Annotated in this window: 26 protein-coding genes; 9 read left to right on the top strand and 17 right to left on the bottom strand. The window is 51.1% G+C overall.

Annotated features, from left to right (window positions below; translation table 11 throughout):
• The first annotated feature begins 54 nt into the window (after positions 1–54).
• The 4 genes from EGT74_RS14370 to EGT74_RS14360 all read left to right on the top strand — a co-directional run bounded on the left by EGT74_RS14370 (position 55) and on the right by EGT74_RS14360 (position 2,329).
• Positions 55–573: an RNA polymerase sigma factor gene (locus EGT74_RS14370; RefSeq protein WP_123847282.1), complete on the top strand. Its 519-nt coding sequence runs from the start codon at positions 55–57 to the stop codon at positions 571–573.
• Positions 560–1,069 (top strand): hypothetical protein, encoded by a 510-nt coding sequence (locus tag EGT74_RS26935; RefSeq protein WP_158618156.1) that lies wholly within the window; start codon positions 560–562, stop codon positions 1,067–1,069. The genes EGT74_RS14370 and EGT74_RS26935 overlap by 14 nt, the downstream gene beginning before the upstream one ends.
• 76 nt (positions 1,070–1,145) lie before the next feature.
• On the top strand, positions 1,146–1,694 hold the full coding sequence (locus tag EGT74_RS14365; protein WP_158618155.1) for a DUF4252 domain-containing protein: 549 nt from the start codon (positions 1,146–1,148) through the stop codon (positions 1,692–1,694).
• 68 nt (positions 1,695–1,762) lie between these two features.
• Complete coding sequence (locus EGT74_RS14360; protein WP_158618154.1) at positions 1,763–2,329, top strand: DUF4252 domain-containing protein; 567 nt, start codon at positions 1,763–1,765, stop codon at positions 2,327–2,329.
• A gap of 320 nt (positions 2,330–2,649) precedes the next feature.
• Here the strand turns inward: EGT74_RS14360 and EGT74_RS14355 are convergent, their stop codons facing one another.
• Genes EGT74_RS14355 through EGT74_RS14345 form a run of 3 tightly spaced genes read right to left on the bottom strand, consistent with a single transcriptional unit; the run spans position 2,650 to position 5,083 of the window.
• Entirely contained in the window at positions 2,650–2,937 is a 288-nt protein-coding gene (locus tag EGT74_RS14355) for a DUF721 domain-containing protein (RefSeq protein WP_123847279.1), read from the bottom strand.
• A gap of 15 nt (positions 2,938–2,952) precedes the next feature.
• A complete protein-coding gene (locus EGT74_RS14350; RefSeq protein WP_123847278.1) occupies positions 2,953–3,393 on the bottom strand; it encodes a hypothetical protein in 441 nt (146 codons plus the stop codon).
• Positions 3,394–3,445: 52 nt separating this feature from the next.
• Entirely contained in the window at positions 3,446–5,083 is a 1,638-nt protein-coding gene (locus EGT74_RS14345) for a M1 family metallopeptidase (protein WP_123847277.1), read from the bottom strand.
• A gap of 100 nt (positions 5,084–5,183) precedes the next feature.
• On the opposite strand from EGT74_RS14345, the gene EGT74_RS14340 reads away from it, so the two are divergent.
• On the top strand, positions 5,184–6,794 hold the full coding sequence (locus EGT74_RS14340; RefSeq protein WP_123847276.1) for an ABC transporter substrate-binding protein: 1,611 nt from the start codon (positions 5,184–5,186) through the stop codon (positions 6,792–6,794).
• A 123-nt stretch (positions 6,795–6,917) separates the two neighbouring features.
• Positions 6,918–7,691, top strand: a complete 774-nt coding sequence (locus EGT74_RS14335) for an acyl-CoA desaturase (protein WP_123847275.1) — start codon at positions 6,918–6,920, stop codon at positions 7,689–7,691.
• Between the two features lie 515 nt (positions 7,692–8,206).
• On the opposite strand, the gene EGT74_RS14330 is transcribed toward EGT74_RS14335, so the two are convergent.
• The 3 genes from EGT74_RS14330 to EGT74_RS14320 all read right to left on the bottom strand — a co-directional run bounded on the left by EGT74_RS14330 (position 8,207) and on the right by EGT74_RS14320 (position 10,911).
• Positions 8,207–8,860 (bottom strand): hypothetical protein, encoded by a 654-nt coding sequence (locus EGT74_RS14330; RefSeq protein ID WP_123847274.1) that lies wholly within the window; start codon positions 8,858–8,860, stop codon positions 8,207–8,209.
• A 3-nt stretch (positions 8,861–8,863) separates the two neighbouring features.
• Positions 8,864–9,373 carry an RNA polymerase sigma factor gene (locus EGT74_RS14325; protein WP_123847273.1) on the bottom strand — a complete coding sequence of 170 codons (510 nt, stop codon included), beginning with the start codon at positions 9,371–9,373 and terminating at the stop codon, positions 8,864–8,866.
• 992 nt (positions 9,374–10,365) lie between these two features.
• Positions 10,366–10,911, bottom strand: a complete 546-nt coding sequence (locus tag EGT74_RS14320; protein WP_123847272.1) for a 2OG-Fe(II) oxygenase — start codon at positions 10,909–10,911, stop codon at positions 10,366–10,368.
• Positions 10,912–11,162: 251 nt separating this feature from the next.
• Here EGT74_RS14320 and EGT74_RS14315 point away from each other — a divergent pair, with 251 nt between their 5' ends.
• The gene (locus EGT74_RS14315) at positions 11,163–11,519 is read left to right on the top strand and encodes an MmcQ/YjbR family DNA-binding protein (protein WP_123847271.1); all 357 of its coding nucleotides are present in this window, start codon (positions 11,163–11,165) and stop codon (positions 11,517–11,519) included.
• A gap of 82 nt (positions 11,520–11,601) precedes the next feature.
• Here the strand turns inward: EGT74_RS14315 and EGT74_RS14310 are convergent, their stop codons facing one another.
• From EGT74_RS14310 to gyrA, 4 genes are all read right to left on the bottom strand, one after another.
• The gene (locus tag EGT74_RS14310) at positions 11,602–12,537 is read right to left on the bottom strand and encodes an NADP-dependent oxidoreductase (protein WP_123847270.1); all 936 of its coding nucleotides are present in this window, start codon (positions 12,535–12,537) and stop codon (positions 11,602–11,604) included.
• Between the two features lie 95 nt (positions 12,538–12,632).
• On the bottom strand, positions 12,633–12,989 hold the full coding sequence (locus tag EGT74_RS14305) for a KGG domain-containing protein (protein WP_220392880.1): 357 nt from the start codon (positions 12,987–12,989) through the stop codon (positions 12,633–12,635).
• Between the two features lie 259 nt (positions 12,990–13,248).
• The gene (locus EGT74_RS14300; protein ID WP_123847269.1) at positions 13,249–14,499 is read right to left on the bottom strand and encodes a tetratricopeptide repeat protein; all 1,251 of its coding nucleotides are present in this window, start codon (positions 14,497–14,499) and stop codon (positions 13,249–13,251) included.
• Between the two features lie 52 nt (positions 14,500–14,551).
• The gene (gene gyrA, locus EGT74_RS14295; RefSeq protein ID WP_123847268.1) at positions 14,552–17,149 is read right to left on the bottom strand and encodes a DNA gyrase subunit A; all 2,598 of its coding nucleotides are present in this window, start codon (positions 17,147–17,149) and stop codon (positions 14,552–14,554) included.
• A gap of 372 nt (positions 17,150–17,521) precedes the next feature.
• Here gyrA and EGT74_RS14290 point away from each other — a divergent pair, with 372 nt between their 5' ends.
• Complete coding sequence (locus EGT74_RS14290) at positions 17,522–18,847, top strand: saccharopine dehydrogenase C-terminal domain-containing protein (protein WP_123847267.1); 1,326 nt, start codon at positions 17,522–17,524, stop codon at positions 18,845–18,847.
• A 305-nt stretch (positions 18,848–19,152) separates the two neighbouring features.
• On the opposite strand, the gene EGT74_RS14285 is transcribed toward EGT74_RS14290, so the two are convergent.
• The 6 genes from EGT74_RS14285 to pdhA form a co-directional block, all read right to left on the bottom strand.
• A complete protein-coding gene (locus tag EGT74_RS14285; RefSeq protein WP_123847266.1) occupies positions 19,153–19,845 on the bottom strand; it encodes an SIR2 family NAD-dependent protein deacylase in 693 nt (230 codons plus the stop codon).
• Between the two features lie 19 nt (positions 19,846–19,864).
• Positions 19,865–20,272 (bottom strand): EVE domain-containing protein, encoded by a 408-nt coding sequence (locus EGT74_RS14280; protein WP_123847265.1) that lies wholly within the window; start codon positions 20,270–20,272, stop codon positions 19,865–19,867.
• Between the two features lie 30 nt (positions 20,273–20,302).
• Entirely contained in the window at positions 20,303–21,022 is a 720-nt protein-coding gene (locus EGT74_RS14275) for a (Fe-S)-binding protein (protein WP_123847264.1), read from the bottom strand.
• Between the two features lie 101 nt (positions 21,023–21,123).
• On the bottom strand, positions 21,124–21,627 hold the full coding sequence (gene ribH / locus EGT74_RS14270; RefSeq protein WP_123847263.1) for a 6,7-dimethyl-8-ribityllumazine synthase: 504 nt from the start codon (positions 21,625–21,627) through the stop codon (positions 21,124–21,126).
• A 9-nt stretch (positions 21,628–21,636) separates the two neighbouring features.
• Entirely contained in the window at positions 21,637–22,338 is a 702-nt protein-coding gene (locus tag EGT74_RS14265) for a tetratricopeptide repeat protein (protein ID WP_123847262.1), read from the bottom strand.
• 45 nt (positions 22,339–22,383) lie between these two features.
• Positions 22,384–23,376 carry a pyruvate dehydrogenase (acetyl-transferring) E1 component subunit alpha gene (gene pdhA / locus EGT74_RS14260; RefSeq protein WP_123848908.1) on the bottom strand — a complete coding sequence of 331 codons (993 nt, stop codon included), beginning with the start codon at positions 23,374–23,376 and terminating at the stop codon, positions 22,384–22,386.
• A 160-nt stretch (positions 23,377–23,536) separates the two neighbouring features.
• Here pdhA and recF point away from each other — a divergent pair, with 160 nt between their 5' ends.
• A complete protein-coding gene (recF, locus tag EGT74_RS14255) occupies positions 23,537–24,631 on the top strand; it encodes a DNA replication/repair protein RecF (RefSeq protein WP_123847261.1) in 1,095 nt (364 codons plus the stop codon).
• A gap of 95 nt (positions 24,632–24,726) precedes the next feature.
• Here recF and EGT74_RS14250 read toward each other — a convergent pair whose 3' ends face one another.
• On the bottom strand, positions 24,727–24,888 hold the full coding sequence (locus EGT74_RS14250) for a DUF1328 domain-containing protein (RefSeq protein ID WP_123847260.1): 162 nt from the start codon (positions 24,886–24,888) through the stop codon (positions 24,727–24,729).
• Between the last annotated feature and the right edge of the window lie 35 nt (positions 24,889–24,923).

Below are 24,923 nucleotides of genomic sequence, written 5' to 3'. Positions count from 1 at the left end.
CTTATTGTAACACACTGAAGGAATGCCTCCTTCCGCCAAACCAAAAACCTGAAAATGTCGTCAGAAGTATTCCTTGCTCAAATCATGCCTATCCGGCAGAAGCTGTTCCGCTTCGCGCTGCGGTTGCTGGGCAATGAGGAGGATGCTAAAGACATCATCCAGGATGCATTCGTGAAGGTGTGGCACAACAGGGAGAAGATGGGCGAGTTGCAGAACCTGGAAGCGTGGTGCATGCGCATCACCCGTAACCTGGCGCTGGACAAGCTCAAGAGTAAGAAGTACCGGATCACGGACGACCTGGACCGTGCGCAGGAAGTGCCGGCAGCGCACCAGCACACCCCGCATCAAAGCACGGAGCAGAGCGACCTGATGAAGCGGGTGCACGGCCTGATCCACCGTTTGCCCGAAAAGTACCGGACGATCCTGCAATTGCGTGACATAGACGGCATGAGCTACCAGGAGATTGCGGATGCGCTCGGCGTCGAAATGAGTGAAGTTAAAATAAACCTGCACCGGGCCAGAAAACAGGTGCGGGAACAATTGCAAAATTTGCATGTATATGGAGTACAGTAACGTCAGCGCCCTGCTGGAGAAGTATTGGGCCTGTGAAACAACGGAGGTAGAAGAGTTGCAGCTGCGCGAGTTTTTTGCCGCTCATGAGGGCACATTACCGCCAGATCTGCAGGAGGCAGCGCCGCTGTTCCGGTATTATCATGCGGAAGAAGGGGAGGGCGATACCATGCCCGAGCTGTTCACCGACGTCAGGGCCCCCTGGGAAACTGCCACTATCGTTCGCCCTTTCTGGCAGGGATGGATGAAGTATGCCGCCGTTCTGCTGGTAGGTGTAGGAATGGGGTATGGGGTGCAGCAGTTTATCCAGAAAAAACAAATGACCGAAGGGAGCGCGTACGCCATCCGCGATACCTATAATGATCCGAAGCTGGCCTATATCGAAACACAGAAAGCACTGCAGATATTGTCAAAGAATCTCAACCGCGGGAAATCACAAATGGAGAAGCTCAGTTACCTGCAAGAGGCTACCGAGATACTCGAACACGACAGAAATTAAACGCCATTCTAAAAGAAAGGCTCATGAAACCGCGCATCCGCAAGGTTCCCTGGGCTTTGAAAATAAATCCAAGCACATGAAACGGATAACTTTCCTGCTCATCATCGCCCTTTGCACCAGCCAGTTTGCGCTGGCGCAGAGCACCATCGATAAATTTTTCCTGAAGTACCAGGACGATCCGGCCTTTACGGTGATCAACATCACCCCGAAGATGTTCAGCATGTTCTCGAAACTGTCGATGGACGACCCGGACGCCAAAAAGATCGTGAGCGTGGCTTCCAAACTCAAAGGCATGCGCATCCTGGTGAAGGAAGACGCCAAAGACGGGCAGAAACTGTTCAAGGAAGCCGTGTCTTTCCTCGGCGCCGGCCTTGAGGAACTGATGACGGTGCGCGACAAAGAAGCCGACGTGAAGTTCATGGTACGGGAACATGCCAGCGGCAACATCGCCGAACTGGTGATGCTCGTGGGCTCCACCGATGAATTCGTGGCCCTCACGGTATTCGGGGACATCAGCCTCAACGAACTGGCCGGCATCGCCGGAGACATGAAGATAGACGGTTTTGAAAACCTCGGCAAACTCCGGGGCGACAAAGGAAGTAAAGGCCCCAAAGGCCCTAAATGATATGCGCGGCCGTTCTGCTGACAAGCGGGACGGCCTTTTTTTCAATCACCCTGCTTATTTCCCCGAACATGAAACGGATACTTTTCACCCTCGCCGCCCTGTTTATCCTGAGCGCTGCTTCCGCCCAGCGCAAAGAGCTCCGCCAGTTCACCAACGATTTTGCCGAGATAGGGGAAACCCACCGCCTCGGGCTGAGTTTTCTGCCGCTGCGGATTGTGAGCTGGTTTGTGCCCAGGTCTGCCTGGGACGGAGATGCGGCTTACATCAAGTTGGCCCTTAAAAAAGTGCGCAGCGTAAAACTCTACACCATCCAGCTGCAGGAGGGGCAGCCGATCCCGGCGCAGTCCATCGCCCTGCTGAAAGAAAACCTGAAAAAAGGCGGCAATTTCGAACCGCTGATGGAGATGCGGCATAAAGGCAGCAACATCTTCCTGCTGTCCGACGGCAAAAACGATGAACGGCTCGACAACCTGGTGGTACTGATCCAGGACGACGAAGAAATGACGATGGCGCACCTGCGTACCCGCCTCACCATCAACGACGTAAGCCGCGTGATCAACAAACTCCAGGAACACGGCCAGGCGACGCAGCCGGCTGTTGAAGGAGGAAGCGGCGATGTGGCGAAGCAGCCGTAAGGGATTGAAGCAATGCAGCTGCGTACCCGTTTCACCGTCAACGATGTAAGCAATGCGACCCCGGCGAAGCCGGTTGTGGAAGGAGAGGGGATGGTGTGGCGAAGCGGCTATGCAGGGAGGTTGAATAATTGCCAATGTGTGCAGGAGGGGAGTTGCTACGACAATTTGAAGATTGCATCATTGCGTCCCTCAAGTTTCTGCATCCGCATTGAATTGGCCTTACGGATGCCGCAGGTTAAAAGGCAGTGCCTGCAATAAATAAAAGAAAAAGCCTGCAACCATAAAGCTGCAGGCTGTATAAGATAAAAGGACGCCGGTTGCTACCGGATCATCACTTCTTTGACAATTTCTTCTCCCAGCATGTCGTTCACCAGCCGGATGATGCGATCTTTGGAATAATTCAGCTCCTGTTTTAATGGGGCTACCGTAGTGGTAATCACCAGTTTGCCGTCAAACAGCTGCACGCTTTCCGTGTACCGGGCAATGGTTTTACCCACCACCTGTTCCCAGTTTTCCTGTATACGAACCTCCATCAGCCTGGGTTTGAACCGGCTTTTGTTGAGGTATTCCTTCAACGCATCTCCCATGCTGACAACCTTGTAACGCATGCTGCAAATGTAAGTCTATTGTTTCGGTACAAGGCCATTTTCCTGCAAAACTTTTTGCTCATCGCCGGTAATGTAAGCGAAAATCTTTGGCTCGTCGCCCACAAGGTTCACTATGTAAAATACATCGAACTCGATGTTTTTATTTTCCTTGTAGGAAGATAACCAGTGTACCTTGGCGATGGCGTGGAAATCATCGAGTCGGGTGATGTCGAGCGTACCGATTTTCATGGACAGGGTGCCGATCTTTTTGTAGAACTCGTTCCCTTTGGGGATCTGCTCTTTGAACTTTTCATCGTTTTTACCACCCATCACACCGGCGGGGGAAGATTCCACAAAGTATTCCGCAAAAGCGGCGGCCGTAGCGTCCACATCGGCCGGTTTATCGTTGAGCACATCGTTGAAGCGCTGCTCGTAGGCGGCGAAGAATTTTTCGAGTTGTTGTTGCCTGTTCTTCATATAGCATGGTTTTGTTACATGCTGCAAACATCAGACCACGGGCTATTGCTGTTTAATTCGCCTGCACCTTCACATAAAAGTTAGGGTCCACCTCAAACTTATCAGCAGCGCTTAACTGCAACCGGGTGGTTTTCCATTCGGCAGTAGGGTAGATGAACCCTTTTTTGCCATCGGCCAGGGTTACTTTCAGCGGCATGTCGAATCCTTTCACATCGGCAACCCATCTGTATTTCAGGGTATTGTCGACAAGGCTGTATTCGAACACCGGCGGGCGGGTGCGGCGCAGGTATTGGTCGAATACCTTGTCGAAGTTCTTGCCGCTGGTTTTGTTGATGTACTGTTCTACCTGGCGGCCGGTCACCGTCTGGTGATAGAAGGTTTTGTTCAGGCCGCGCAGTATTTTCCGGAAGGTCTCGTCGTTATTGATGATCTGTCGGATGGTGTGCAGCATGTTGGCGCCTTTGGGATACATATCGCCGGAGCCTTCGTGGTTTACGCCGTATACCCCGATGATGGGTATGTCGTTCGCTATTTTTTTACGGATGCCCTGCAGGTAAGCATTGGCAGCGTCTTTACCGTATTCGCATTCGGTGAAAAGCGTTTCGGAGTAATTGGTGAACGATTCGTGCACCCACATGTCTGCGATATCCTTCGTGGTGATATTATTCCCGAACCATTCATGGCCGCTTTCGTGGATGATGATGAAGTCCCATTTTTTGCCCCAGCCGGTGCCCGACAGGTCGGTGCCGCGGTAGCCCATTTTATACTGGTTGCCATAGGCCACGGCGCTCTGGTGCTCCATGCCGAGGTGAGGCGTTTCCACCATCTTGTAACTGTCTTTATAAAAAGGATAGGGTCCGAACCAGTATTCAAAACACTTCATCATAGGTTTCACCACGTTGAAATGCGTTTTTGCGCGGGCAACGTTGTAGTCGAGCACCCAGTAATCGAGGTCGAGGTCGCCGGCAGCTCCTTTGTAGCGGTCGGAGAAGTTACCGTAGTGCGCGATGTTGATGGCCACGTCGTAGTTGTTGATGGGATTGCCGACGAACCAGTTGAATGTCGTGGTGCCGTCGCCGTTATCCTTTTTGCCCTGGAGGCGGCCGTTGCTCACGTTGGTGAGCCCTTCGGGTACGGTGATGCGGATGCGCATACTGTCCGGCTCTTCCGACTGGTGATCTTTATTGGGCCACCACACGCTGGCGCCGAGGCCCTGGCAGGCGGAGGCTATCCAGGGGCGCTGCAGGGAGTCTTTTCCCCAGACGATGCCGCCGTCCCACGGTGCGTTTTTAGCTTCTCTCGGGAGGCCTTCATATGCGATGTCGAGCTGGAGGATTTTGCCTTTCGGTTGCGGGGCTTTCAGATCCACGAACCATGCATTGCCGTCTTTGCGGAAGGTGAGCGCCTCGCCGTTCTGCTCGATGCTGCTGATTTTGAGGGGATCCTGCAGGTCGATCTGCAGGCGCTGCGAAGGTTGCAGCACCCGGTAATGAATCACATTGCGGCCTTTGATACTTTTGGCAGCGGGGTCGATGGTTGCCTGGAGGTCGTAAAAGGTGACGTCCCACCAGTTGCGGTCTGCCGTGAGCGTGCCGCGGAGGGTGTCCTGCCGGGAAAAGGTTTTGGTTTGCTGTGCGTGAGCGGCAGGCAGTGCGGCAAAGGCAGCCAGCCATACAATGAGGCTTCTCATGACCAGGTATAATTTAAACGGCAATATATTTTAAATGGGGGAGATGAGGGAGATTTTCTTGGCTTTCCGTCATTTTCTGGCTACCTTAAAGCCGTTTTTTATGAGATACCTCCTGCCTCTTTTCACCGTTTTCATCTGCGCCTGCGGCCATGTTTCGCACAACGGCAAAATGGTTTTCCGCTATAACCAGCCGGAGGGCATTCCTTCGCTCGACCCGGCATTTGCGAAGAACCAGGCCATCATCTGGGCCGTGCGCCAGATTTATAACACGCTGGTGGAGCCGGACAGCCTGCTGAACATCGTGCCGTCGCTTGCCAAAAGCTGGGAGGTGTCGCCCGACCGGAAAACGTATACGTTTCATCTGCGGACGGATGTGTTCTTTCACGACTCAGAGCTGTTCCCCGGCGGCAAGGGCCGGAAAATGACGGCGCAGGATGTGGTGTACAGCCTCAAACGGGTGATGGATCCCGCCACCGCCTCGCCGGGCTCGTGGATCTTCAATGATAAAGTGGACCCCGTTACCGGGTTTCGCGCCGCGAACGACAGCACCTTCGTGCTGACTTTACTGCGCCCGTTCCACCCGATCATGGGCATTCTCAGCATGCAGTATTGCTCCATCGTGCCGCATGAGGCCGTGGAGAAGTATGGCAAAGACTTCCGTAAGCATCCCTGCGGCACCGGGCCCTTTATTTTCCATTTCTGGGACGAAGGGCAGGCGCTCGTCCTCCATAAAAACCAGCGTTATTTCGAGCGGGATGCCGCCGGACGGCAGCTGCCATACCTCGATGCGGTGAAAGTGAGCTTTGTAGACAGCAAGGGTACCGAGTTCCTGCTTTTCCGGCAGGGCCAGCTGGATTTTATCAATGATATCGAGGCCTCTTTCAAAGATGAGGTACTCACCAAACAGGGCGCGCTGAAAAAGGAATGGGAAGGGAAAATAGCGCTGATGAAGGCGCCCTACCTGAATACCGAGTATTTCGGGATTGTGATGGACCCCGCCAAACCCGGCGTGGCCAATTCCCCGTTACGCGATCTGAAAGTGCGGCAGGCCATCAACTACGGTTTTGACCGTACGAAAATGATGACGTATCTCCGCAACAGCATCGGTCATGCCGCTATTTCCGGATTTGTGCCCGCCGGTTTGCCGTCGTTCGATTCGGTAAAGGTGAAAGGATATTCTTTTCAGCCCGCCAAAGCCCGGCAATTGCTCCGGGAAGCCGGTTACCCCGGAGGGAAAGGACTTTCGCCCATCAAACTGGTGTCGATCCCGATCTACGCCGACCTGGCGGACTATGTCGCGCACCAGTTGCAGGAAATCGGTGTGCCGGTGCAGGTGGAAATCGTGCAGAAGGGTACGCTGATGGACCAGGTGGCCAAATCCGCCGTGCCGTTTTTCCGCGGCAGCTGGATTGCCGATTATCCTGATGCCGAGAGCTACCTCGCGATGTTTTACAGCAAAAACCCTTCTCCGCCGAATTATACCCGGTACACGAATCCCGCTTTTGATGCGCTGTACGAGAAAGCCATCCAGGAAACCGACGATTCCGTCCGCTATGGCCTGTACCGGGAAATGGACCAGCTGGTGATCAGCGACGCCCCGGTGGTACCGTTGTTTTATGATATGTCGGTCCGCTTCCGTCAGCCGAATGTCAAAGGCCTTATCGGGAACGGGTTGAACCTGCTGGAACTGCGCCGGGTGCGGATAGAATAGGCCCCTGACACCTTATATGCGTAATTAATATATTCATTAACACGGAGTTAAATTCCTGAGAAAGCCCGATAATTAGATTATCTTTGCGGCTTATTTCTTATCTATTAACGAAGTGGTATTTACATGATAGCGATTCTGATTTTCTTTTTTTCACATTGGTTTCTGTCTCTCTTTTTCCATACATTTTTTTTGCACCGGTATGCGTCTCACCAAATGTATGACACCAGCAAGGGTTGGGAACGTGTGTTTTACTTTTGCACCTGGTTTTTCCAGGGCTCGTCTTACCTGATTCCCCGCGCTTATGGCGTTATGCACCGCATGCACCATGAGTACAGCGATACAGAACAAGACCCGCATTCTCCGCATTTCTTCAAAGACGTTTGGCATATGATGGTTCACACCCGTGAAATCTACGCCAGCTTCGTAACGAGGACCAAAATGCCGGATGCGCAGTTTACCAAAGAGCCGCTGCCTACCTGGGAGGCGATGGACAAATTCGGTGACCACCGTGCGACCCGCCTGGTATGGATGGCCATTTACATTGCGTTCTACGCGGTATTTGCGCCCAGTTTCTGGTGGTTCCTGCTGTTGCCTATCCATTTCCTGATCGGGCCTGTGCAGGGTGCGGTGGTGAACTGGTGCGGTCACAAGTACGGTTATAGCAACTACGACAACGGCGACCATTCCCGTAACTCGGAGCCCTGGGGTATTTTCCTGCTGGGTGAGCTGTTCCAGAACAATCACCACATGCATAAGGACAGTGCGAACTTTGCCAAAAAATGGTACGAGTTCGACCCGACTTATCCCGTGATGAAAGTGATGCACTGGGTGGGCATTATCCGTCTTCGCCAGACCGCAACCGCCAAGATTGCGGCGTCAGAAAAGCGGGCGGCCTAGGGTTGAATTAAAATTACAGATTGACTGATATAGAAGCAGCTGAATGAATGTTCAGCTGCTTTTTTGTTTTAAGGGGTTTTGAAGCGGACAGGGGCAGCTTTTTTAGGGTTGCCAGGTATCAATTTTGACCTGAACGCATCAAAAGAACCGTTTACAGATTGACTGATACAGAAGCAGCTGAATGAGAACATCAGTTGCTTTTTGTTTTAAGGGCTTTTGAGTGACAGAGAACAGTTCTTAAGGCTGCCTGGATATCAATGCTTCAGAGATGTTTGGATATTAAATTGCTGTCATCCTGTCTATAAATTTGGTAGCCAGTTAATTACGTGATGAAATCAGTGGTAGGAAAGAAAGGTTTCATATGGAGTTGTTTGAAATTCAATCTTATCTGTAAGCGTATAAATAATTGATTTTCAATAAAAAATGACTATATAAAAATAAAATGTATGTGTTCAAAGAAGATAATTAGTTCAAAATAAACAGACTAACTCCATTTTCATCATTTAAAAATTTAGCTAATTATCTTCTCTCTGGAATGCTTGAACTTCATTCAGGATGCCGATTGCCTCCAGCACTGGTGTCCATTCCTTCCCTGCAAATATGAGCCTGAACCATTTTTTATCACGGTTCCTGTACCGGATGTTGAAAAAGAGCCAGATTGCCAGCATGGTCATTGAAAGGCTAACGGCGGCCTGTATGGTAAGCAGAATTGGGTGCCCATTTGCCAGCATGGTTTCATTCCAGTAAAAGGTCGTCCATACCGGGAGTTGCAGGAAAAGGAGCCGCGCTCCCCAAAGTGTAGAGGCTTTCAGTGCGGCGAGTTTTCGCTGGGTGGCCACTACGGGCTCACTGATGTCGGTTTGGTGGATGAGGATAAGCTGGTACAGGTAGATACCGATGGCCAGTTTGGTCAATATTACCTGTATGGCCGCGGAAACGAGAAAAAAGAGGTTTGCAACGGGAGCGAGGCGGATAATCAGGGAATCTACGAGGATGACCCATATAATTCCCGCCAGCACGGCAAATACCTTTAACGGTCGCATTGCGCTGAGGAAGGATTGCACCTTTATCTGGGTGATGTGCTGTGTATTCTGCCGGCTTAGCCGGAGGCTTTCATCCAGCCGCTTACCATATGCTTTCCATAAGGAGATTATTTCATTGTTTTCCATTGTTTAGCTATTTAGCATTGAGAATTTTTGTTTAAGTTTTTGTTTGATCCGGCTGATTCGGGTAGCTACGTTTGTAATGGTGATACCCAGGATTTCAGCCATTTCGGCCTGTGTTTTTTCCTCGAGGTATAGGAGCATTAATGCCCGGTCAAAATGGTTAAGGCTGTCGATAAAGTGCTGCAAGAAATGCAGGTTTTCGGTGGTCTCTGGGGAGGCCATACTGTCAGCAAAATCCAAAGTATTTACATTCAATTCACTGGAAATCTTTGATTTACGACTGTATTTACGGTATGAGGAAATGGTTGTATTCAAAGCGATTCGGTACACCCAGGTGGACAGTTTGAACTGCCCGGAATACCGGTCGAACGACAGCCAGAGCTGCAGGATAATTTCCTGGATGAGATCCTGCCGGTCGTCGGCGTTCCTGCAGTACGAATTGGCAATCTTGTAAAGAATGCCTTTATGAGCCTGGACGACCGCCAGAAATGCTTCGTGTTTATCCTGGTTGTTCATAAATCAGATGGAGAAATTACTTGTTACATCATCATTATTCGCTCAAAGACTTAAAAAATCACAGGCCTCCGGAAAATATTCCGGCTGATTGAATGTACGGCAAATAAGAGATGTATACCTAAGCCCGGGCGTATACCTAAGCCCGGGCGCTGGCCAAGCCGCTCATTTCCGGATCATTCAGGCTTAAATCAAATTCTAAAGGCTTGCTGGTAGCTAATTAAGCTTTAATAATATTGAGTATAATTTACATTATGTTAAATAAAAATAAAGGCTTTTCCCCTGCCTTTCATTTGATTAATCTCTGGGGTTCTATTGTTTGATGGCTGCTCCAACCTGTTGGTTAGTCTCCATAGATTTAAGTGTCAGGCTGCTGGTTTCTTTGACCGGCTAACCCGATGAGACTGTCTTGCCGTACTACGTCCTGGATAATTTTGCAGTGCGTCCCGAGGAATTTAAGGAAGTTTTGGGTCTGGATATTAAATGATGACTTATAACATCGTTTGGCCACCATTTCCGACGCAATTTGGTTGAATATGCTTGGCTGATGATTAACTAGTTGGATACACGCGCCACCTTACAGATACCCGTGGTTACGGCTACTATGGGTGCAGAGTTGTTTTGTGGTTAAACCGAGCCTCTGCAGCCGCCGATTTTGAATTGAGCGGCTCTTTTATGCAGCCGTTTCAATGAGTTAGGCCCATTCCCCGTTATATCGGCGTTTGTTCGCTCAAAGGGCCCTATGGAGCCTCGGGTGATCTTTAGGTAGCCGGTCTGCGGGCAGATTCAGGCGCTTTTTTTTCAAAGGTTTTCAAACTGAATGGCGGCTCCATTGAGTTTGTAGATAAAATTCCGGTAAAAGGTATAAATAATTGATATTTAGTGTTATTTCCATGAGTGTGACGCCCGTTTATTGCTCGGAAATGGTCGAAATCTGACTTCCTATTCCTGCGAATTTCCGCTACCTTCCTGGCTCGACTTCCCAATGCACCATCTCACCGGTACATGATATCAGACCGGAGCACATACTTCACACCCTCGGTGAGCAACGAGCCTTCGTGGCGGAGCGGGTGGTAAAAAATCAGCGCTGTGCCGGTGGAGGGACAAATAACCTCGCCCGACGAAAAGACGGTTTCTCCTCCTGTATATCCCTCATTGAGGTAAATCAAAAAGGTGTATTGGCTGGCTTCCGTCAGGTCCCGTATGAAACAGCCGTCTTTATGCATTTTAAAGCGCTGGCCTGGACTGTACTTGTAAAACCGGAACAATTCGTTCAGGCCACAGGCATTCCGGTCATGATCTCCTGCCGGCGCAAATTCCTTCAGGCGCTCCCAGATAAATGCCGCATAATCTTCGTCTTTGTACAGCACACGCTCGTTATTCCGTACGCCTTTGATCATCCGCTGCTCTCCGCCTCCCACGTCAACGGTGGCTTCTTCATAACCGATCGCCTCACTTTTCCGAATGAGCTCATCACATTCTTCGCGCGTCATGAAATCCGAAATGGTAAATAACCAGGGGGTATAGGCATGTTTTTCCATAACATTTTATTGCAGGTATTGGTCTCCGGGAACTTCGTATTCAGCGACAAAGGCGGGTTGCCTGAATACGAATATGTACGTTTGTGTTATTTTGACGTAAAGTAAAATAATTCCGTCAGATCACCAAAAATTGTTCGGCAGGATTGACTCGCTTGTCCAATGCTTTTCGGGAAGACGTACGCCGCCATCGACGGAAATTTCTCTTTATTTTTGCAGCGCCCGGTCATGTAAACTCCCGGGCCCGCCTAACGATGAACCTCGAAAAATTTCATACTTATTGCCTCTCACTGCCCGGCACCACTGAAGGGTTTCCTTTCGGGGAAAACATCCTGGTATTTTATGTGATGGGAAAATTGTTCGCCCTTACAGACGTTGATGCATTTGAAAGCGTTAACCTGAAATGCGATCCTGAAGAAGCGGTGGAGTTACGGGAGCGCTACGACGCGGTGCAGCCGGGTTATCATATGAATAAAAAACACTGGAATACCGTGCTGTTCGATGGTTCTATTCCCGACAAGTTGTTACTGGAATGGACGAAAAAGTCGTATGACCTGGTGGTGAAAGGCCTGCCGAAAAAAGCACGGGAGGAACTGGCAGCACAAAGCTGATCATTGAGCCGGTCGCGTTTTACGATGCTTCCGGCTGCTGTGTAATGCCGGCTATTGTTGCTTTGAGAATGACAGGACCGACCTAAAGCTGATCGTTGATCACGATAATGGTCTTCCCTTTACTTTTCAGTTCCCGGCTTTCTGCAATGGCCGCCGGCGCCTGTTCGAGGTTTATTTTCCGGTCTACGGGGATGTTGATTTCCTCATTGTCGATCGCTTTCCTTAATTCATCGAGCGATGCGGGTGTACCCTGGGTCTCAAAGTTGCCGCCGTGAAGCTGTTTGGCTTCGAGCGCTTTTTTATCCGCCACGAATTGTGTGGTGAGCGCCGCCCCGCCTGGTTTTACATATTCCAGCATTTTACCGAACGCCTCCCCCTTGTTGATCAGGTCTATCAATGCGTCGGAAGTGGGGTAAGGCTCATTTTCCTTGTAATTTACCGTGCTGGTTGCCCCCAGTTTTTTCATTCTTTCGGTTTCTTCGGCAGTGCCTACGGTAGCGGCTACACGAATGCCCCTGGCGCTGGCCAGCTGGGTCACAAACGATCCTACACCGCCGGTTGCACCCACCAGCAGCAACGTCTGCCCTGCCGAAAGCCCGGATTTTTCCAGTAATTGCAACGCGGTCATACCCGCGGTAGGCGCCGCAGCAGCATCGGTCAACGGAATCCCTGTGGGTGCTTCAGCAATGGCGGCTTTCTCCGGAACCACTACAAATTCGGCATAGGAGCCCTCTCCCACAGGCGCATGCAGCATCTGACCATATACACGGTCACCTGTCTTGAAACGCGTCACACCGGGGCCTGTCGCCTCCACTACGCCTGCGCCGTCTACGCCGATGATCAGCGGGAAAACGTGTGGCATATGGTCTTTCAGGATGCCGTCAATCATCTTCCAGTCAAACGGGTTCAGCCCTGCCGCAGCGAGGCGGATCAGGATGTGGCCCTCCTTAACGGCGGGTTCGGGAAGTTCCATTACTTGCGGGATGGCTTTGAAGGTGGTAACAGCTACGGCTTTCATATTTTAAATTTACGACAATAACGTGTAGAAATAAAAATGGTTGGATGATGCAATCGCATCATCCAACCATAAGATGAGTAAAACGCGGATTCCGTCTATCTGTTTTTGCTGGGTTTTCTACCGCCACCGTGTGAGGCTTTGCCTCCCTTGCTGGCGATCATTCTTTGTTTTTCTTTATCCATAGCGGCGAAACCTCTTCTGCTAGGAGTTCTTACTTCCTTGCGTTCGTGCGCAGCAGTGTCGCCGTCGGCTTCTTCGGCTTCCCTGCGGTTACGACGGTCTGTCGCATCAAATTCGTTTTCATCATAGCCTTCCAGTTCCTGGTTACTGTCGTCATCAAATTCTTCCATGTCGTCTTCTTCCCTTGTATGGCCATGACGGGGACTGCCCGGTTGCGCTTGGCGATACTGCGGTGCCTCTCTTTCCGTAGTTGTTTTTACTTGTGTGCCCATAATTGTAAGGATTTGATATGGTTAATAGAATAAGTTGCTTGCTATAAGTAGGGTAATTACCATGCCAACGGCCGCACGAAGGCCTGATAATTTTATGCGCCATGTATAAGTGTCTGAAAATGATATAAATGATTGAACAGCAATGGACTAACATGTATGTGCCGGGATAACAGCAGTGTGGAATAATTTGGCCAGTATGGGGCAACAAAAAAGGCAAGGATTGCCCCTTGCCTTTTTAATTTATCTACAACCTGTTTGTTTATTGCAGGCTTTCGAGTTTCTTTTTGGTCGCTTCTACTTTTGCAGGCTCGCTCTTGATGGCGTAGATCTTCTGCAGCGCATAGAGGCAGCTTTCGTAAGTGCGTTTGTCGCTGGGTTCCAGTTTACCCTGTGCGGAGAAACCGGCGTCTGCTTTTTCGAAGAAAGGCAGCGACTGGTCCATGAGTGCGGTCACTTTAGCCTGCAGCTCTTTCGCTTTCGGAGAGCTCTGCTGTTTGCTATCCATGCCGTTCAGTTCTTTGTTGAACGCCACGGCGCGGTTGAAGTACAATGCACCCAGCTGGAAGTTGGCGGTAGCATCGTCCGCTTTCAGCGTCAGTGCTTTTTTATAAGCTGCTTCGGCTTTATCCATCAGGGCGTCGTAGTCGGACGGCTTGGGAAGGTCCGCGCCCTTTTCGTCGCGGGGGTTGGCTACGTTATCCAGGCGGATGGCGTAATCGAGTGCCAGCGCGAAATCGTTCGGGTTGTCGTTTACTTTCTTTTCCATCATGGAAATCAGCTCGGCTGTTTTCCCTGTTTTGGAATAGTAAAGCATTTCCATATCATTGAAACGCTTGTCGGCCGGGAAGTAGGCTTTAGCGGTGTCGATGGTGGCGATCCAGTTGGCGTTGTCGCCGCGTTCTTCATACTGTTGTGCCAGTACTACGTACAGGGCGGGCTCGCCTTTGAATTTCAGTTTGGCGGCTTCTTTCAGGCTGGCGAAAGCTTCTTCTTTCTTACCTGCCTGTTGGGCAGCATAACCGGAATAGAATACCATAGCCGTATCTGTAGGAATAGAGCCACCGAGGTTTTTGCCGTTGTAGAACTCGCGGATTTCAGCCGCCTGTTTGAAATAAACGTAGGAAGAATCCCATTTCTGCTCATTGAGGTTGCCATAACCGGCGTTACCCACGGTTGCATATACGTTGAACATACGGTTGTTCAGTTCAAGCAATGCTTCAGGCAGTTTGGGGTTGATTTCCAGGGCTTTCTTGAATGATTCGTAGGCTACCAGTGCATCTGCTGCGCTTTTGTTTTTGGTCGCCAGGGCTTCATAGATTTTGCCTTTTACATACCAGGTTCTTGCATCGTCCTTGGTTTTCTCATTCGCCAGGGCTGCTTCGATGTCTGCTTTGGCAGCATCGAGCTTGTCGCTCTTCAGATTGTCATCCGCACTGCTCACCTTTGCTTTTTGCGCCATTACGGCCATACTGGCGCCGCAAAAGAGAAGAGATACAAATAGTTTTTTCATGTGGCTCAAATTTTTTAAGAAATTATCGTTAATTGTTTATGGTTCGAAAAAGTTAAGCTTCTGTGTTTTCGCCGGTGCTTTCTTCCGCATCGGGAATTTCGCCAGTGTCGCCTTCGCCGGTGCCTTCAGCGTTCTCAGTATTGCCTTCTTCCAGGGCTGCAATGATTTCTTCCTCTTCCTGCTCGTCGAGGCGCGCAACCGCTGCGATTTCGTCCGAATCGTCGAGGCGGATGAGCCGGACGCCCTGTGTGGCGCGGCCCGCTTCGCGGATGTCGGCCACCGCCATGCGGATGGTGATGCCTGATTTACAGGTGATCATCAGGTCGTTGGACTCCGTAACGTCGAGGATGCCGATCAATGAGCCGGTCTTTTCAGTTATGCTGATGGTTTTTACCCCCTTGCCCCCTCTGTTGGTGATGCGGTATTCTTCAATATCGGTCCGTTTGCCGAACCCTTTTTCAGAAACAACGAGCACCGTTCTGGTCTTATCCTCTCTATCAACACAAATCATACCAACCACTTCATCTTTCTCATTATCAACCTCAATACCCCTCACCCCGATGGCGCCACGGCCGGTGTCGCGTACGGTATTTTCCGGGAAACGGATGGCCCGGCCACTGCGGATGGCCATCATGATTTCGCTGTTCCCGTTGGTGAGCTTGGCTTCCAGCAGCTGGTCGCCTTCGTTGATGGTAATGGCGTTCACACCATTGGCACGGGGACGGCTGAATTCTTCCAGCAGTGTTTTTTTGATGATCCCGTTGCGGGTGCAGAGCACGATATAGTGATTTTTAATAAACTCTTCGTCAGACAAATCCTTGATGTCGATGATGGCGCGGATTTTATCGTCGGACGGCAGGGTGATGAGATTCTGGATAGCCCGGCCCTTGCCTGATTTTTCGCCTTCAGGGATTTCGTACACTTTCATCCAGTACAGGCGCCCTTTTTCGGTGAAAAACAGCATGGTATGGTGGGTGCTGGCTACAAAAAGGTGCTCGATGTAGTCTTCGTCCCTCGTTTTACCGCCGATGGCCCCGCGGCCGCCGCGTTTCTGCTGGCGGAAGTCGTACGCGGAGGTACGTTTGATGTAACCGAGGTGCGAAATGGTGATCACCACGTCTTCTTCGGCAATAATATCTTCGATGCGCATTTCCGCAGCGAGGTACTGGATCTCGGTTTTACGCTCGTCGCCGAATTTCTTTTTCACGTCCTGCAGCTCGTCTTTGATGATCTGCATACGCAGGCCTTCGTCGGCCAGGATTTCTTTCAGTCGCCCGATCAGTGCCATGATTTCTTCGTACTCCTCGCGGATTTTATCGCGTTCCATGCCGGTTAACCGTTGTAAACGCAGTTCCAGGATGGCTTTCGCCTGTATCTCGGTGAGCCCGAAGCTGCTCATCAGTCCTTCCCGCGCCACTTCCGGCGTGTTGGAGTTACGGATGAGGGCGATCACTTCGTCGAGGTGATCGAGCGCGATCAGGTAACCGGCCAGGATGTGGGCTTTTTTCTCGGCTTCGCGCAGTTCGTACTGCGTACGGCGGGTCACCACTTCATGGCGGAATTCAACGAACTCCTGCAGCAGTTCCTTCAGGTTCATCACCTTGGGCCGCCCTTTCACGAGCACCACGTTGTTGATACCGTAAGAAGTCTGCAGTTCGGAATATTTGTACAGCTGGTTGATGATCACGTTCGGAATGGCTTCGCGCTTCAGGTCGATCACCAGGCGCATCCCCTCACGGTCGGATTCATCGCGTACATCTGTAATGCCGTCGATCACTTTATCGTTTACCAGCTGGGCGATTTTCTGGTGGAGTATCGCCTTGTTCACCTGGTAAGGCAATTCGTAGATAACGAGTTTTTCCTTGCCGGTTTTGCTGGTTTCGGAGGTGATTTTCCCTCTTACCACTACCCTGCCGCGGCCGGTTTCAAAACCCTGTTTCACACCTTCAAAGCCGTAGATGATACCGCCCGTGGGGAAGTCCGGCGCTTTGATGTGTTTCACCAGCTCTTCAACAGTAATGTCGCGGTTGTCGATCATCGCCGTGAGCCCGTCTACCAGTTCGGACAGGTTGTGCGGCATGATGTTGGTCGCCATGCCCACGGCAATACCGGAGGCGCCGTTGGCGAGCAGGTTCGGAATGCGGGTTGGCAGTACCACCGGCTCTTCCAGGGTATCGTCGAAGTTGAGCGTAAAATCTACCGTTTCCTTATCAAGATCTTCCAGCATGGCTTCTGCGAACTTCTGCAGGCGCACCTCGGTATAACGCATGGCCGCCGGCATGTCACCGTCGATCGAACCGAAGTTACCCTGCCCGTCGATCAGCATGTAACGCAACGACCAGGGCTGCGCCATGCGCACCATGGTATCGTATACGGAAGAGTCGCCATGGGGGTGGTATTTACCCATCACATCACCCACCACACGGGCAGATTTTTTGTAGGGCTTGTTGTGGGTGTTACCCAGTTCATTCATCCCGAACAGCACGCGGCGGTGCACCGGTTTGAAGCCATCTCGTACATCAGGCAGCGCACGGCCTACGATCACCGACATGGAATAGTCGATGTACGCGGTTTTCATTTGCTCCTCAATGTTGATCTGAACAATTCTACCTTCCTTTTGATTGTCTTGATTGTCCGTATTCTCTATCATTATGTTACTGGTTTACAGGTTTTTGAGTCCCTTTAAATGAAGAGCAAATATAACGTTTTTAGCCCTTACATAGTGGGTTTGGGGGCTTAATGTGAATAAAAAAGCAGGGTATCTTCGCCAGGATGCTTTTTGTGTCTTAAAACTATTGTTATACATTCGCGTCATCTCCGGTAAATGTTCTATATATCTTAAATTAGATATATAACTGCCGAATTCAAATTGGCAAGCTATTTGTTTATAACCCTATGAAAATCAGAGCATAATTGTGGAGTAAATAATTCACCCGGCTGGCCCCGCCTACCGGCTTGCATGAACATTCCGCGGGATTGTATTGTTTACTTCCAGTAGTTTTTAACCATTTTCCAAGAACATATGAAGAATATTCTATTGTTTGGCGCCGGCAAATCTGCGACTTTTCTGATCGACTATTTACTCACCAACGCGCCCAGGCAAAAGTGGCATATTACAGTAGCGGACAATGACCTGATGCTGATCAAATCCAAAATCGGCAAGTCGTATTATGCTACCGCGGCCGCCATCGACGTAAAGGAACAGGCCGTGCGTCAGCAACTCATCCAGGAAACCGACCTGGTTATTTCCCTGCTTCCGCCGGCGCTTCACATCATCATCGCCAAAGATTGTCTTCATTTCTCCAAGAACTTACTGACAGCTTCCTACATAGACCCCGAAATCCGCAAACTGCAAAAAGACATTCAGAAAGCAGGGCTGCTTTTCATGTACGAAATGGGCCTCGACCCGGGCATCGACCACATGTCCGCCATGAAACTCATTCATTCCATCGAAAAAAAAGGTGGGCAGATATACGCCTTCAAATCTTACTGCGGGGGCCTCATTTCCCCGGAAAGCAACGATAACCCCTGGCAGTACAAGATTTCCTGGAATGCCCGCAACATTGTACTGGCCGGCACTTCCGGCGCCATTTACAAAGAAAAGGGCAAAGTCAAAGAGGTAGAATACCAGCAGCTGTTCGACCAGTCGAAAACCGTACAGGTGCCCGGCCTTGGTAAGCTGGCCTTCTATCCGAACCGCGATTCCCTGAATTACGTAGACGTGTACAACCTGGGCAACATCCCCACCTTCATGCGGGCCACCCTGCGGTACCCCGATTTCTGCGAAGGCTGGAACGCGCTGGTGAAGCTGGGTCTCACGGACGACAGTAAAAAACACCCCACCGACAACGTCACTTATTTCAAGTGGGCCTCCCAGAATATCAAGGTAGACAAACAGCTGACCAACGAAGAGAACGTGGCCCATTTCCTGGGCGTCAGCAGCAAGAGCAAGCTGGTGCGACAGCTGAAATATCTGGGTATTCTCAATGGGGAATTGATTAACTTAGGGGAACAATCCAATGCGGTTATACTGCAGCATGTGCTGGAAGACCGGCTGAAAATGGAGCCGGCGGACAAAGACATGATCGTAATGTTGCATGAGATCGAGTTCGAGCGGCGCAATATGGCTACCAGACTGCACAGCTACATGATCGTGCAGGGCGAAGATAACCTCCGCACCGCCATGGCCAAAACAGTGGGCCTGCCGCTGGGCATCATGGCCAAACTCCTGCTCTCAGGGAATCTGCAACTGACGGGCCTGCACATCCCGGTAATGCCGGAAGTGTACAACCCGGTGCTGCGGGAGCTGGAGGAATTTGATATCCGTTTTGAAGAAAGTTTCGAGTAGCACGATATTTTTCCTGTGACAAACTCCATTTGTTGTGACCTGTTTCAATCGTAATGGCATTGAAACATGTAGAAAGAACGGGGCCGCCTGCAAAGGGCGGCTTTTTTATGGGATACTGCCCTCAGGATATGTGACGTAAAACACCAGATTCCACAATGGGTTGCTTTGTATGGATTTTGTATGGATATACGGTCAGAGTACCTCCCGCCAAAACACCGGCTCCCACAAAGGCCAACATTTACAGGATATCACCGCACAAAAAAGCCCGCAACAGCGGGCCTTCAAAAATATTAGCAACAGCAATTTCACGGCTGAAGGTCCTCCTTCAGTAACCTCACCAACTCCGCCACCCCTTCCGTAGCCGGCTTTTCAATCAAATGGAAGCCATTGCCTTTTACAGGCGGGATCTTTTTGTCGATGATGTATTTGGGCACTTCGGGCCGCAGGTAATCCACCAGACCGGCTGCGGGATACACGTTGAGCGAGGTGCCGATCAGCACGAACACATCCGCCTGCACAATTTCGAGGATGGCAGGCTCGATCATGGTCACCGCTTCGCCGAACCATACCACATGCGGCCGGAACTGCCCGCCGTCGGGTGCAAGGTCGCCCATACGGATATCGCCGTTCACCGGGTAGAGCGTTCTTTCGTCGAGCTCGCTCCGCATTTTAAGGATTTCTCCGTGCAGGTGCAGCACTTTGGAAGAACCGCCGCGCTCATGGAGGTCGTCGATATTCTGGGTGATGATGCGTACGTCGTAGTCGGCCTCGAGTTGGGCAAGACCGGTGTGTGCCGCATTGGGTTGCGCGGCCATCACATCTTTGCGGCGCATGTTGTAGAAATCCTGTACGAGTGAGGGGTTTTTCTCCCAGCCGGTGGGCGATGCCACTTCGTAAATATCATATCCTTCCCAGAGGCCGTCGCTGTCGCGGAACGTGCGTAATCCGCTTTCAGCGCTGATGCCGGCGCCGGTCAGCACAATCATTTTAGGTTTCATACGAATCGCGTTGATTGGGTTACATGCCGGCCATTTCCATGATCTTCTCGAACTCCTCGGGTTTTACCGCGCCCACGGAGAGGCGGCCGAGGCGGATGAGATCCATCGTGGCCAGGCTTTTTTCTGTTTTGATCTGTGCGAGGGTCACCGGTTTTTTAAGTTTTTTCACCGGCGCCAGGTCTACCGCCACCCAGTTAGGATCGGGCGTGGTGGGATCCTGGTAATGTTCCTTCACCACTTTGGCAATCCCCACAATTTCGAGGCCTTCATTGCTATGGTACCACAACACCTGGTCGCCTTTTTTCATGGCTTTGAGGTTGTTGCGGGCGGCGTAATTACGCACGCCGTCCCAGAAGGTTTTTTTGTCTTTTACAAATTGGTCCCACGAATATTTGAAGGGCTCGGATTTCACTAACCAGTATTGCATGGTATGATTTTTTGAAGATTCACTGTTGAGTTACCAGCCGCTGGCCAGTACGTCGGCGATGTGCATGATCTTGATCTGCTGGCCGTGTTTGCGGATGTAACCGTCGAGGTGCATCAGGCAGCTGAGATCGGTGGAGATGAGATAATCCGCTCCGCTATCGGCCGCATTGTGCACTTTCTGTTCGCCCATGCCGAGCGAGATGGGTTTGTATTTAACGGCGAAAGTTCCGCCGAAGCCGCAGCATACTTCACAATCGTTCATCTCGCGCAGTTCAAGCCCTTTCACATTGGCCAGCAGCTTGCGCGGGCCTTCCTTGATGCCGCATTCGCGCAGCGCGCCGCAGGCGTCGTGATAGGTGCCCACGCCTTCAAGGGTGGCGCCCACGTTGGTGACGTGCAGCACGTCGGTCAGAAATTCGGTGAACTCGTAAAGGTTTTTCCTGAGCAGTTTGACGTCGTTGTGAGCAGCGGAGTTGTCGAACAGCTTGCCGTAATAGTTCCTCACAAAGCCGGTGCAGGAGCCGCTGGGCGCGACAATATAATCGTACGTATGAAAGTCTTTCAGAAATTTGGTGGCCACGGAGCGGCATTCGTCTTGGTACCCGGCGTTAAAAGCGGGTTGTCCGCAACAGGTCTGTTCGGTATTATAACTTACGTTGCAGCCCAGTTTTTCCAGCACCTTCACCATGTTGAACGCTGTTTCGGGAAATAGCTGGTCTACAAAGCAGGGTATAAAAAGCTGTACATTCATTGAGTCGTTGTTTGGGTCCGTAAAAAATTAAAACTAAGGTACAACAGGGTTTCATACGTTGTGCAGCGGATTTTACCGGATTCTCCGCATATCTTAATTTTCTACTTGATGCTCTTCAACAGCTGCCGCTGAAAACTGATCATTTTAAGGGCGGTCAGGGCGCCTTCTTCGCCTTTATGGCCGTGTGCGCCGCCAAGGCGGTCGGTGGCCTGTTCTTCGTTGTTGACGGTGAGTACGCCGAAGATCACGGGTACCGGCAATTCGAGGTTCAGTTGCAGAATGCCGTCGGTCACGGCTTTGCATACATAGTCGAAGTGAGGCGTTTCGCCGCGGATGACGCAGCCGAAAGCCACGATGGCGGAGGGTTGTGCGCCGGTGCCTTTGGTCTGCTCCCAGATTTGTTTGCAGGCGAAAGGCAATTCAAAGGAACCGGGAACGCGCACCTTGGTGTGCCTCACCTGGTGCTGGTCGAGCACACGCTCGCAACCGGCGGCCAGTTCGCCTACAACGGCATCGTTCCATTCCGTATAAACAATAACAACACTGGCACCCTCCAGGTGAAGAATGCCAGCGTCGTTGAGTAAAGTCTGATTGTGTATGGACATTTCCCGAAATTATTTCACCACTCCGAGCCTTGCCAGGTATTTCTCCATTTCGCGGCCCTCGTTCGTCTGTGGGTATTTTTGTTTGATTTCCTGGTACACCGCAATAGCTTCCTGCGGTTTGTTGGCTTTCTCCAGCGCCAGCCCTGCACGCAGCAGGTAGATGGGGGAAGTCAGCTCGTTGTCGTCCGCACCGGCTTTCTTGTAGTATGATACGGCATCATCCGCCTTGTTCAGTTCCATGTAAGCGTCGCCGATGAGGCCGTTCGCAAGGGACTGGATCACCAGGTCGCCGCTGGAAAAGCTTTTCAGCATATCGATGCCTTTCTGGTAGTCGCCGAGTTTCACATAACAAACACCCGCGCTGTATTTGGCGAGGTTGCCTGCTTTGGTGCCGCCGAATTTGTCAACCACCTGCAAAAAGCCGTAGTTGTTGCCGTCGCCGTTGAGCGCCAGTTTAAAAGAATCCACGGCAAAGTAGTTCTGTGCCTGGAAGATGGCTTCCTGTGCTTTCTTTTCGTTCGGGGCTTTGATAAAACGGTTATATCCGAAGAAGCCGGCTACAATTACGATGACTGCGAGCAGGCCTATGTTGATAACGTTTTTGTTCCTGGCATAAAAGTCCCCTGCCCTGTCTGCCGTAGCCTGCAGGTCAAAGTCCTCTGATTTGCCGGTGGTTACCGGCGCTTTGGTGTGTGGTTTGTTTTCTGCCATTGTTTGCGATAATTATAATATTGATTTAGCTGGTAAAGGGGGCCGTTAATCTACGATAAACGGATAATCCTGCTGGATGTACACGTCTTTCAGCAATTCATCGTCTGAAGGCCAGGGGCTTTCTTCCGCGAATTTAACGGACTCTTCCACTTCGGCTTTCACGCGCTCGTTAATGGCTTCGATTTCCGCGTCGGTGATCCACTTGTTATCCACGAGTGTTTTTAATACCTGGGTAAGGGGGTCTCTTTCTTTATACTCCTCTACCTCTTCTTTGGTACGGTATTTAGCCGGGTCACTCATGGAGTGGCCGCGATAGCGGTAAGTTTTGATTTCGAGCAGGGTCGGTCCGCCCCCGTCGCGGGCGCGGGTGATGGCCCTTTCGATGCCTTCGTGCACGGCTTCACAGCTCATACCGTCTATAGAATCGCCGGGCATTTCGTATGCGTCGGCCAGTTTATAGATGTCCAGTACATTGGAAGTACGGGAAACGGAGGTGCCCATGGCGTAATGGTTGTTTTCGCAGATAAATACTACCGGCAGTTTCCACAGCATGGCCATGTTGAAGGTTTCGTGCAGCATTCCCTGGCGGGCGGCGCCGTCGCCGAAGAAACACAGTACGGCATTGTCCGTGCCCAGATATTGCTCCGCGAATGCCAGTCCTGCCCCGGTCCCGATCTGCGCGCCCACGATGCCGTGGCCGCCGAAGAAACCTAATTCTTTATTGAAAAAGTGCATGGAACCGCCTTTACCTTTGGAACAGCCAGTTGCTTTACCATACAGCTCAGCCATACATTCTTTCGCGGAAATGCCTTTGGCGATGGCCAAAGCGTGATCGCGGTAAGCGGTAATGAATTTGTCACCGGGTTTGGTGGCGGTCATGGCGCCGGCGGCAATCGCCTCCTGGCCAATATACAGGTGGCAGAAACCACGGATCTTTTGCATACCGTACAGTTGCCCCGCCTTTTCCTCAAAGCGGCGCAGTAACAGCATCAATTCGTACCAGTATAGATAAGTCTCTTTGGTGAATTTCGTCTTCACGTCTGTTAAAGTTTGCACTATTTCTAAATTTGTTCGCAAATATAACAGGAAAATCTGCAAATTCAAGCAATTTTGCAGAACCGCCGCCGGGCGATGCAAAATATTGCATCTCCATGCGTTAAAAATATTTACCTGATTATATTAATAATTACCGGAAAGCTTGTTATCGGTCTCAAAAATATCACTTACCCAGTTCAAAAATTACTCCCACCGGGTTTTTCAGTTCTCCCGCCGCATCGTAGGCATTACCGGCCGCAACGGTTCGGGTAAAACCAACCTGCTGGACGCGGTATATTACCTCTGTTTTACCAAAAGTTACTTCCATTCGGCCGAAAGCCAGAATGTGCAGTACAATACCAACGGATTCCGCCTCGAAGGGCTGTTCGCCCGCCACGGAAAGGAGGAAAAGGTAGTGGTGACGGTGAAGGACGGGAAAAAGGAGATTTCCCTGAACGACGAGACCTATGAGAAATTTTCCCGGCATATCGGCCAGTTCCCGGCCGTGATGATTGCGCCGGACGATGCGGAAATCATCCTGGGCGGCAGCGAAGACCGCCGCCGCTGGCTCGACGCCCTGCTATGCCAGCTGCAGCCGGGGTATATGGACCACCTGATCGCCTACCATAAAATATTACAGCAGCGAAACAGCCTGCTCAAAGCGCTGGCCACCATGAGCCATTCGCCCGACGCCCTCCTGGATGTTTTTGATGAACAACTGGTACAACATGGGGTGCCTGTGTTTGAGGCGCGACAGGCTTTTCTGAAAGGATTCATCGAACAGGTGCAGGACCGGTATGATTACCTGGCCGGCCGCCACGAAATTGTGGCCTTCCGCTACCAGAGCCAGTTGCTGGACCGCCAGCTGGAAACGCTGCTGCGGGAAAACCGGTTGCGCGACAAACAGATGCAGCGGACCACGCAGGGGATTCACCGCGACGACCTCCTGTTCCTGCTCGACGAGCACCCCATGAAAACAAGCGCCTCCCAAGGCCAGCGGAAAAGTTTCCTGTTTGCACTGAAACTGGCGCAATACGAAGCAATCCGGGAACACAAACAGTTCCCCCCTATCCTGCTGCTCGACGATGTATTTGAAAAACTCGACCAGGAAAGGGTTTCACGGCTGATCGCCCTGGTGCAGGGGCCCGGTTACGGCCAGGTTTTTATCACGGATACGCACGGAGAACGGCTGCAGCAGGCGTTCGCGGAGTATCCGGAAGTGCTGCAGCTGATCCCCATGCAGGAAGAAAATGCCTGAATACGCTTATCCAAAACCGGATACCGGAAGCGTTCATGTATGTCCAGCAGGCAACATGGACCGTCACGTGAAAAGTGAAATTCCGGTAATCCCGATTATTTTCTCACCAGCCCGATAATCAGCGAAATGAGGAATATCACAATAAAAATGTAGAACAGGATTTTGGCGATGCCGGCGGCGCTGGCCGCAATGCCCCCGAATCCGAAAATGGCCGCCACAATGGCGATAATGAAGAAGATCAGTGCCCAGCGTAACATAATCAGTGATTTTAAGGTTAAACAATTACTGTATG

The sequence above is a fragment of the Chitinophaga lutea genome (assembly GCF_003813775.1).
Classification (GTDB): Bacteria; Bacteroidota; Bacteroidia; order Chitinophagales; family Chitinophagaceae; genus Chitinophaga; species Chitinophaga lutea.
This window is presented reverse-complemented; position numbering and strand designations above follow the sequence as displayed.

Bases quoted from the DNA above. Each gene is read 5' to 3' on its own strand.
- EGT74_RS14345 (WP_123847277.1), bottom strand. From the start codon at position 5,083: ATGAGAAGCCTCATTGTATGGCTGGCTGCCTTTGCCGCACTGCCTGCC.
- EGT74_RS14335 (WP_123847275.1), top strand. From the start codon at position 6,918: ATGATAGCGATTCTGATTTTCTTTTTTTCACATTGGTTTCTGTCTCTC.
- EGT74_RS14360 (WP_158618154.1), top strand. From the start codon at position 1,763: ATGAAACGGATACTTTTCACCCTCGCCGCCCTGTTTATCCTGAGCGCT.
- EGT74_RS14285 (WP_123847266.1), bottom strand. From the start codon at position 19,845: ATGAAACCTAAAATGATTGTGCTGACCGGCGCCGGCATCAGCGCTGAA.
- EGT74_RS14265 (WP_123847262.1), bottom strand. From the start codon at position 22,338: ATGGCAGAAAACAAACCACACACCAAAGCGCCGGTAACCACCGGCAAA.
- EGT74_RS14310 (WP_123847270.1), bottom strand. From the start codon at position 12,537: ATGAAAGCCGTAGCTGTTACCACCTTCAAAGCCATCCCGCAAGTAATG.
- EGT74_RS14275 (WP_123847264.1), bottom strand. From the start codon at position 21,022: ATGAATGTACAGCTTTTTATACCCTGCTTTGTAGACCAGCTATTTCCC.
- EGT74_RS14325 (WP_123847273.1), bottom strand. From the start codon at position 9,373: ATGAACAACCAGGATAAACACGAAGCATTTCTGGCGGTCGTCCAGGCT.
- EGT74_RS14290 (WP_123847267.1), top strand. From the start codon at position 17,522: ATGAAGAATATTCTATTGTTTGGCGCCGGCAAATCTGCGACTTTTCTG.
- EGT74_RS14370 (WP_123847282.1), top strand. From the start codon at position 55: ATGTCGTCAGAAGTATTCCTTGCTCAAATCATGCCTATCCGGCAGAAG.
- EGT74_RS14300 (WP_123847269.1), bottom strand. From the start codon at position 14,499: ATGAAAAAACTATTTGTATCTCTTCTCTTTTGCGGCGCCAGTATGGCC.
- EGT74_RS14355 (WP_123847279.1), bottom strand. From the start codon at position 2,937: ATGCGTTACAAGGTTGTCAGCATGGGAGATGCGTTGAAGGAATACCTC.
- EGT74_RS26935 (WP_158618156.1), top strand. From the start codon at position 560: ATGGAGTACAGTAACGTCAGCGCCCTGCTGGAGAAGTATTGGGCCTGT.
- EGT74_RS14350 (WP_123847278.1), bottom strand. From the start codon at position 3,393: ATGAAGAACAGGCAACAACAACTCGAAAAATTCTTCGCCGCCTACGAG.
- EGT74_RS14330 (WP_123847274.1), bottom strand. From the start codon at position 8,860: ATGGAAAACAATGAAATAATCTCCTTATGGAAAGCATATGGTAAGCGG.
- EGT74_RS14365 (WP_158618155.1), top strand. From the start codon at position 1,146: ATGAAACGGATAACTTTCCTGCTCATCATCGCCCTTTGCACCAGCCAG.
- ribH (WP_123847263.1), bottom strand. From the start codon at position 21,627: ATGTCCATACACAATCAGACTTTACTCAACGACGCTGGCATTCTTCAC.
- EGT74_RS14340 (WP_123847276.1), top strand. From the start codon at position 5,184: ATGAGATACCTCCTGCCTCTTTTCACCGTTTTCATCTGCGCCTGCGGC.
- EGT74_RS14305 (WP_220392880.1), bottom strand. From the start codon at position 12,989: ATGGGCACACAAGTAAAAACAACTACGGAAAGAGAGGCACCGCAGTAT.
- gyrA (WP_123847268.1), bottom strand. From the start codon at position 17,149: ATGATAGAGAATACGGACAATCAAGACAATCAAAAGGAAGGTAGAATT.
- EGT74_RS14315 (WP_123847271.1), top strand. From the start codon at position 11,163: ATGAACCTCGAAAAATTTCATACTTATTGCCTCTCACTGCCCGGCACC.
- EGT74_RS14280 (WP_123847265.1), bottom strand. From the start codon at position 20,272: ATGCAATACTGGTTAGTGAAATCCGAGCCCTTCAAATATTCGTGGGAC.
- EGT74_RS14320 (WP_123847272.1), bottom strand. From the start codon at position 10,911: ATGGAAAAACATGCCTATACCCCCTGGTTATTTACCATTTCGGATTTC.
- EGT74_RS14250 (WP_123847260.1), bottom strand. From the start codon at position 24,888: ATGTTACGCTGGGCACTGATCTTCTTCATTATCGCCATTGTGGCGGCC.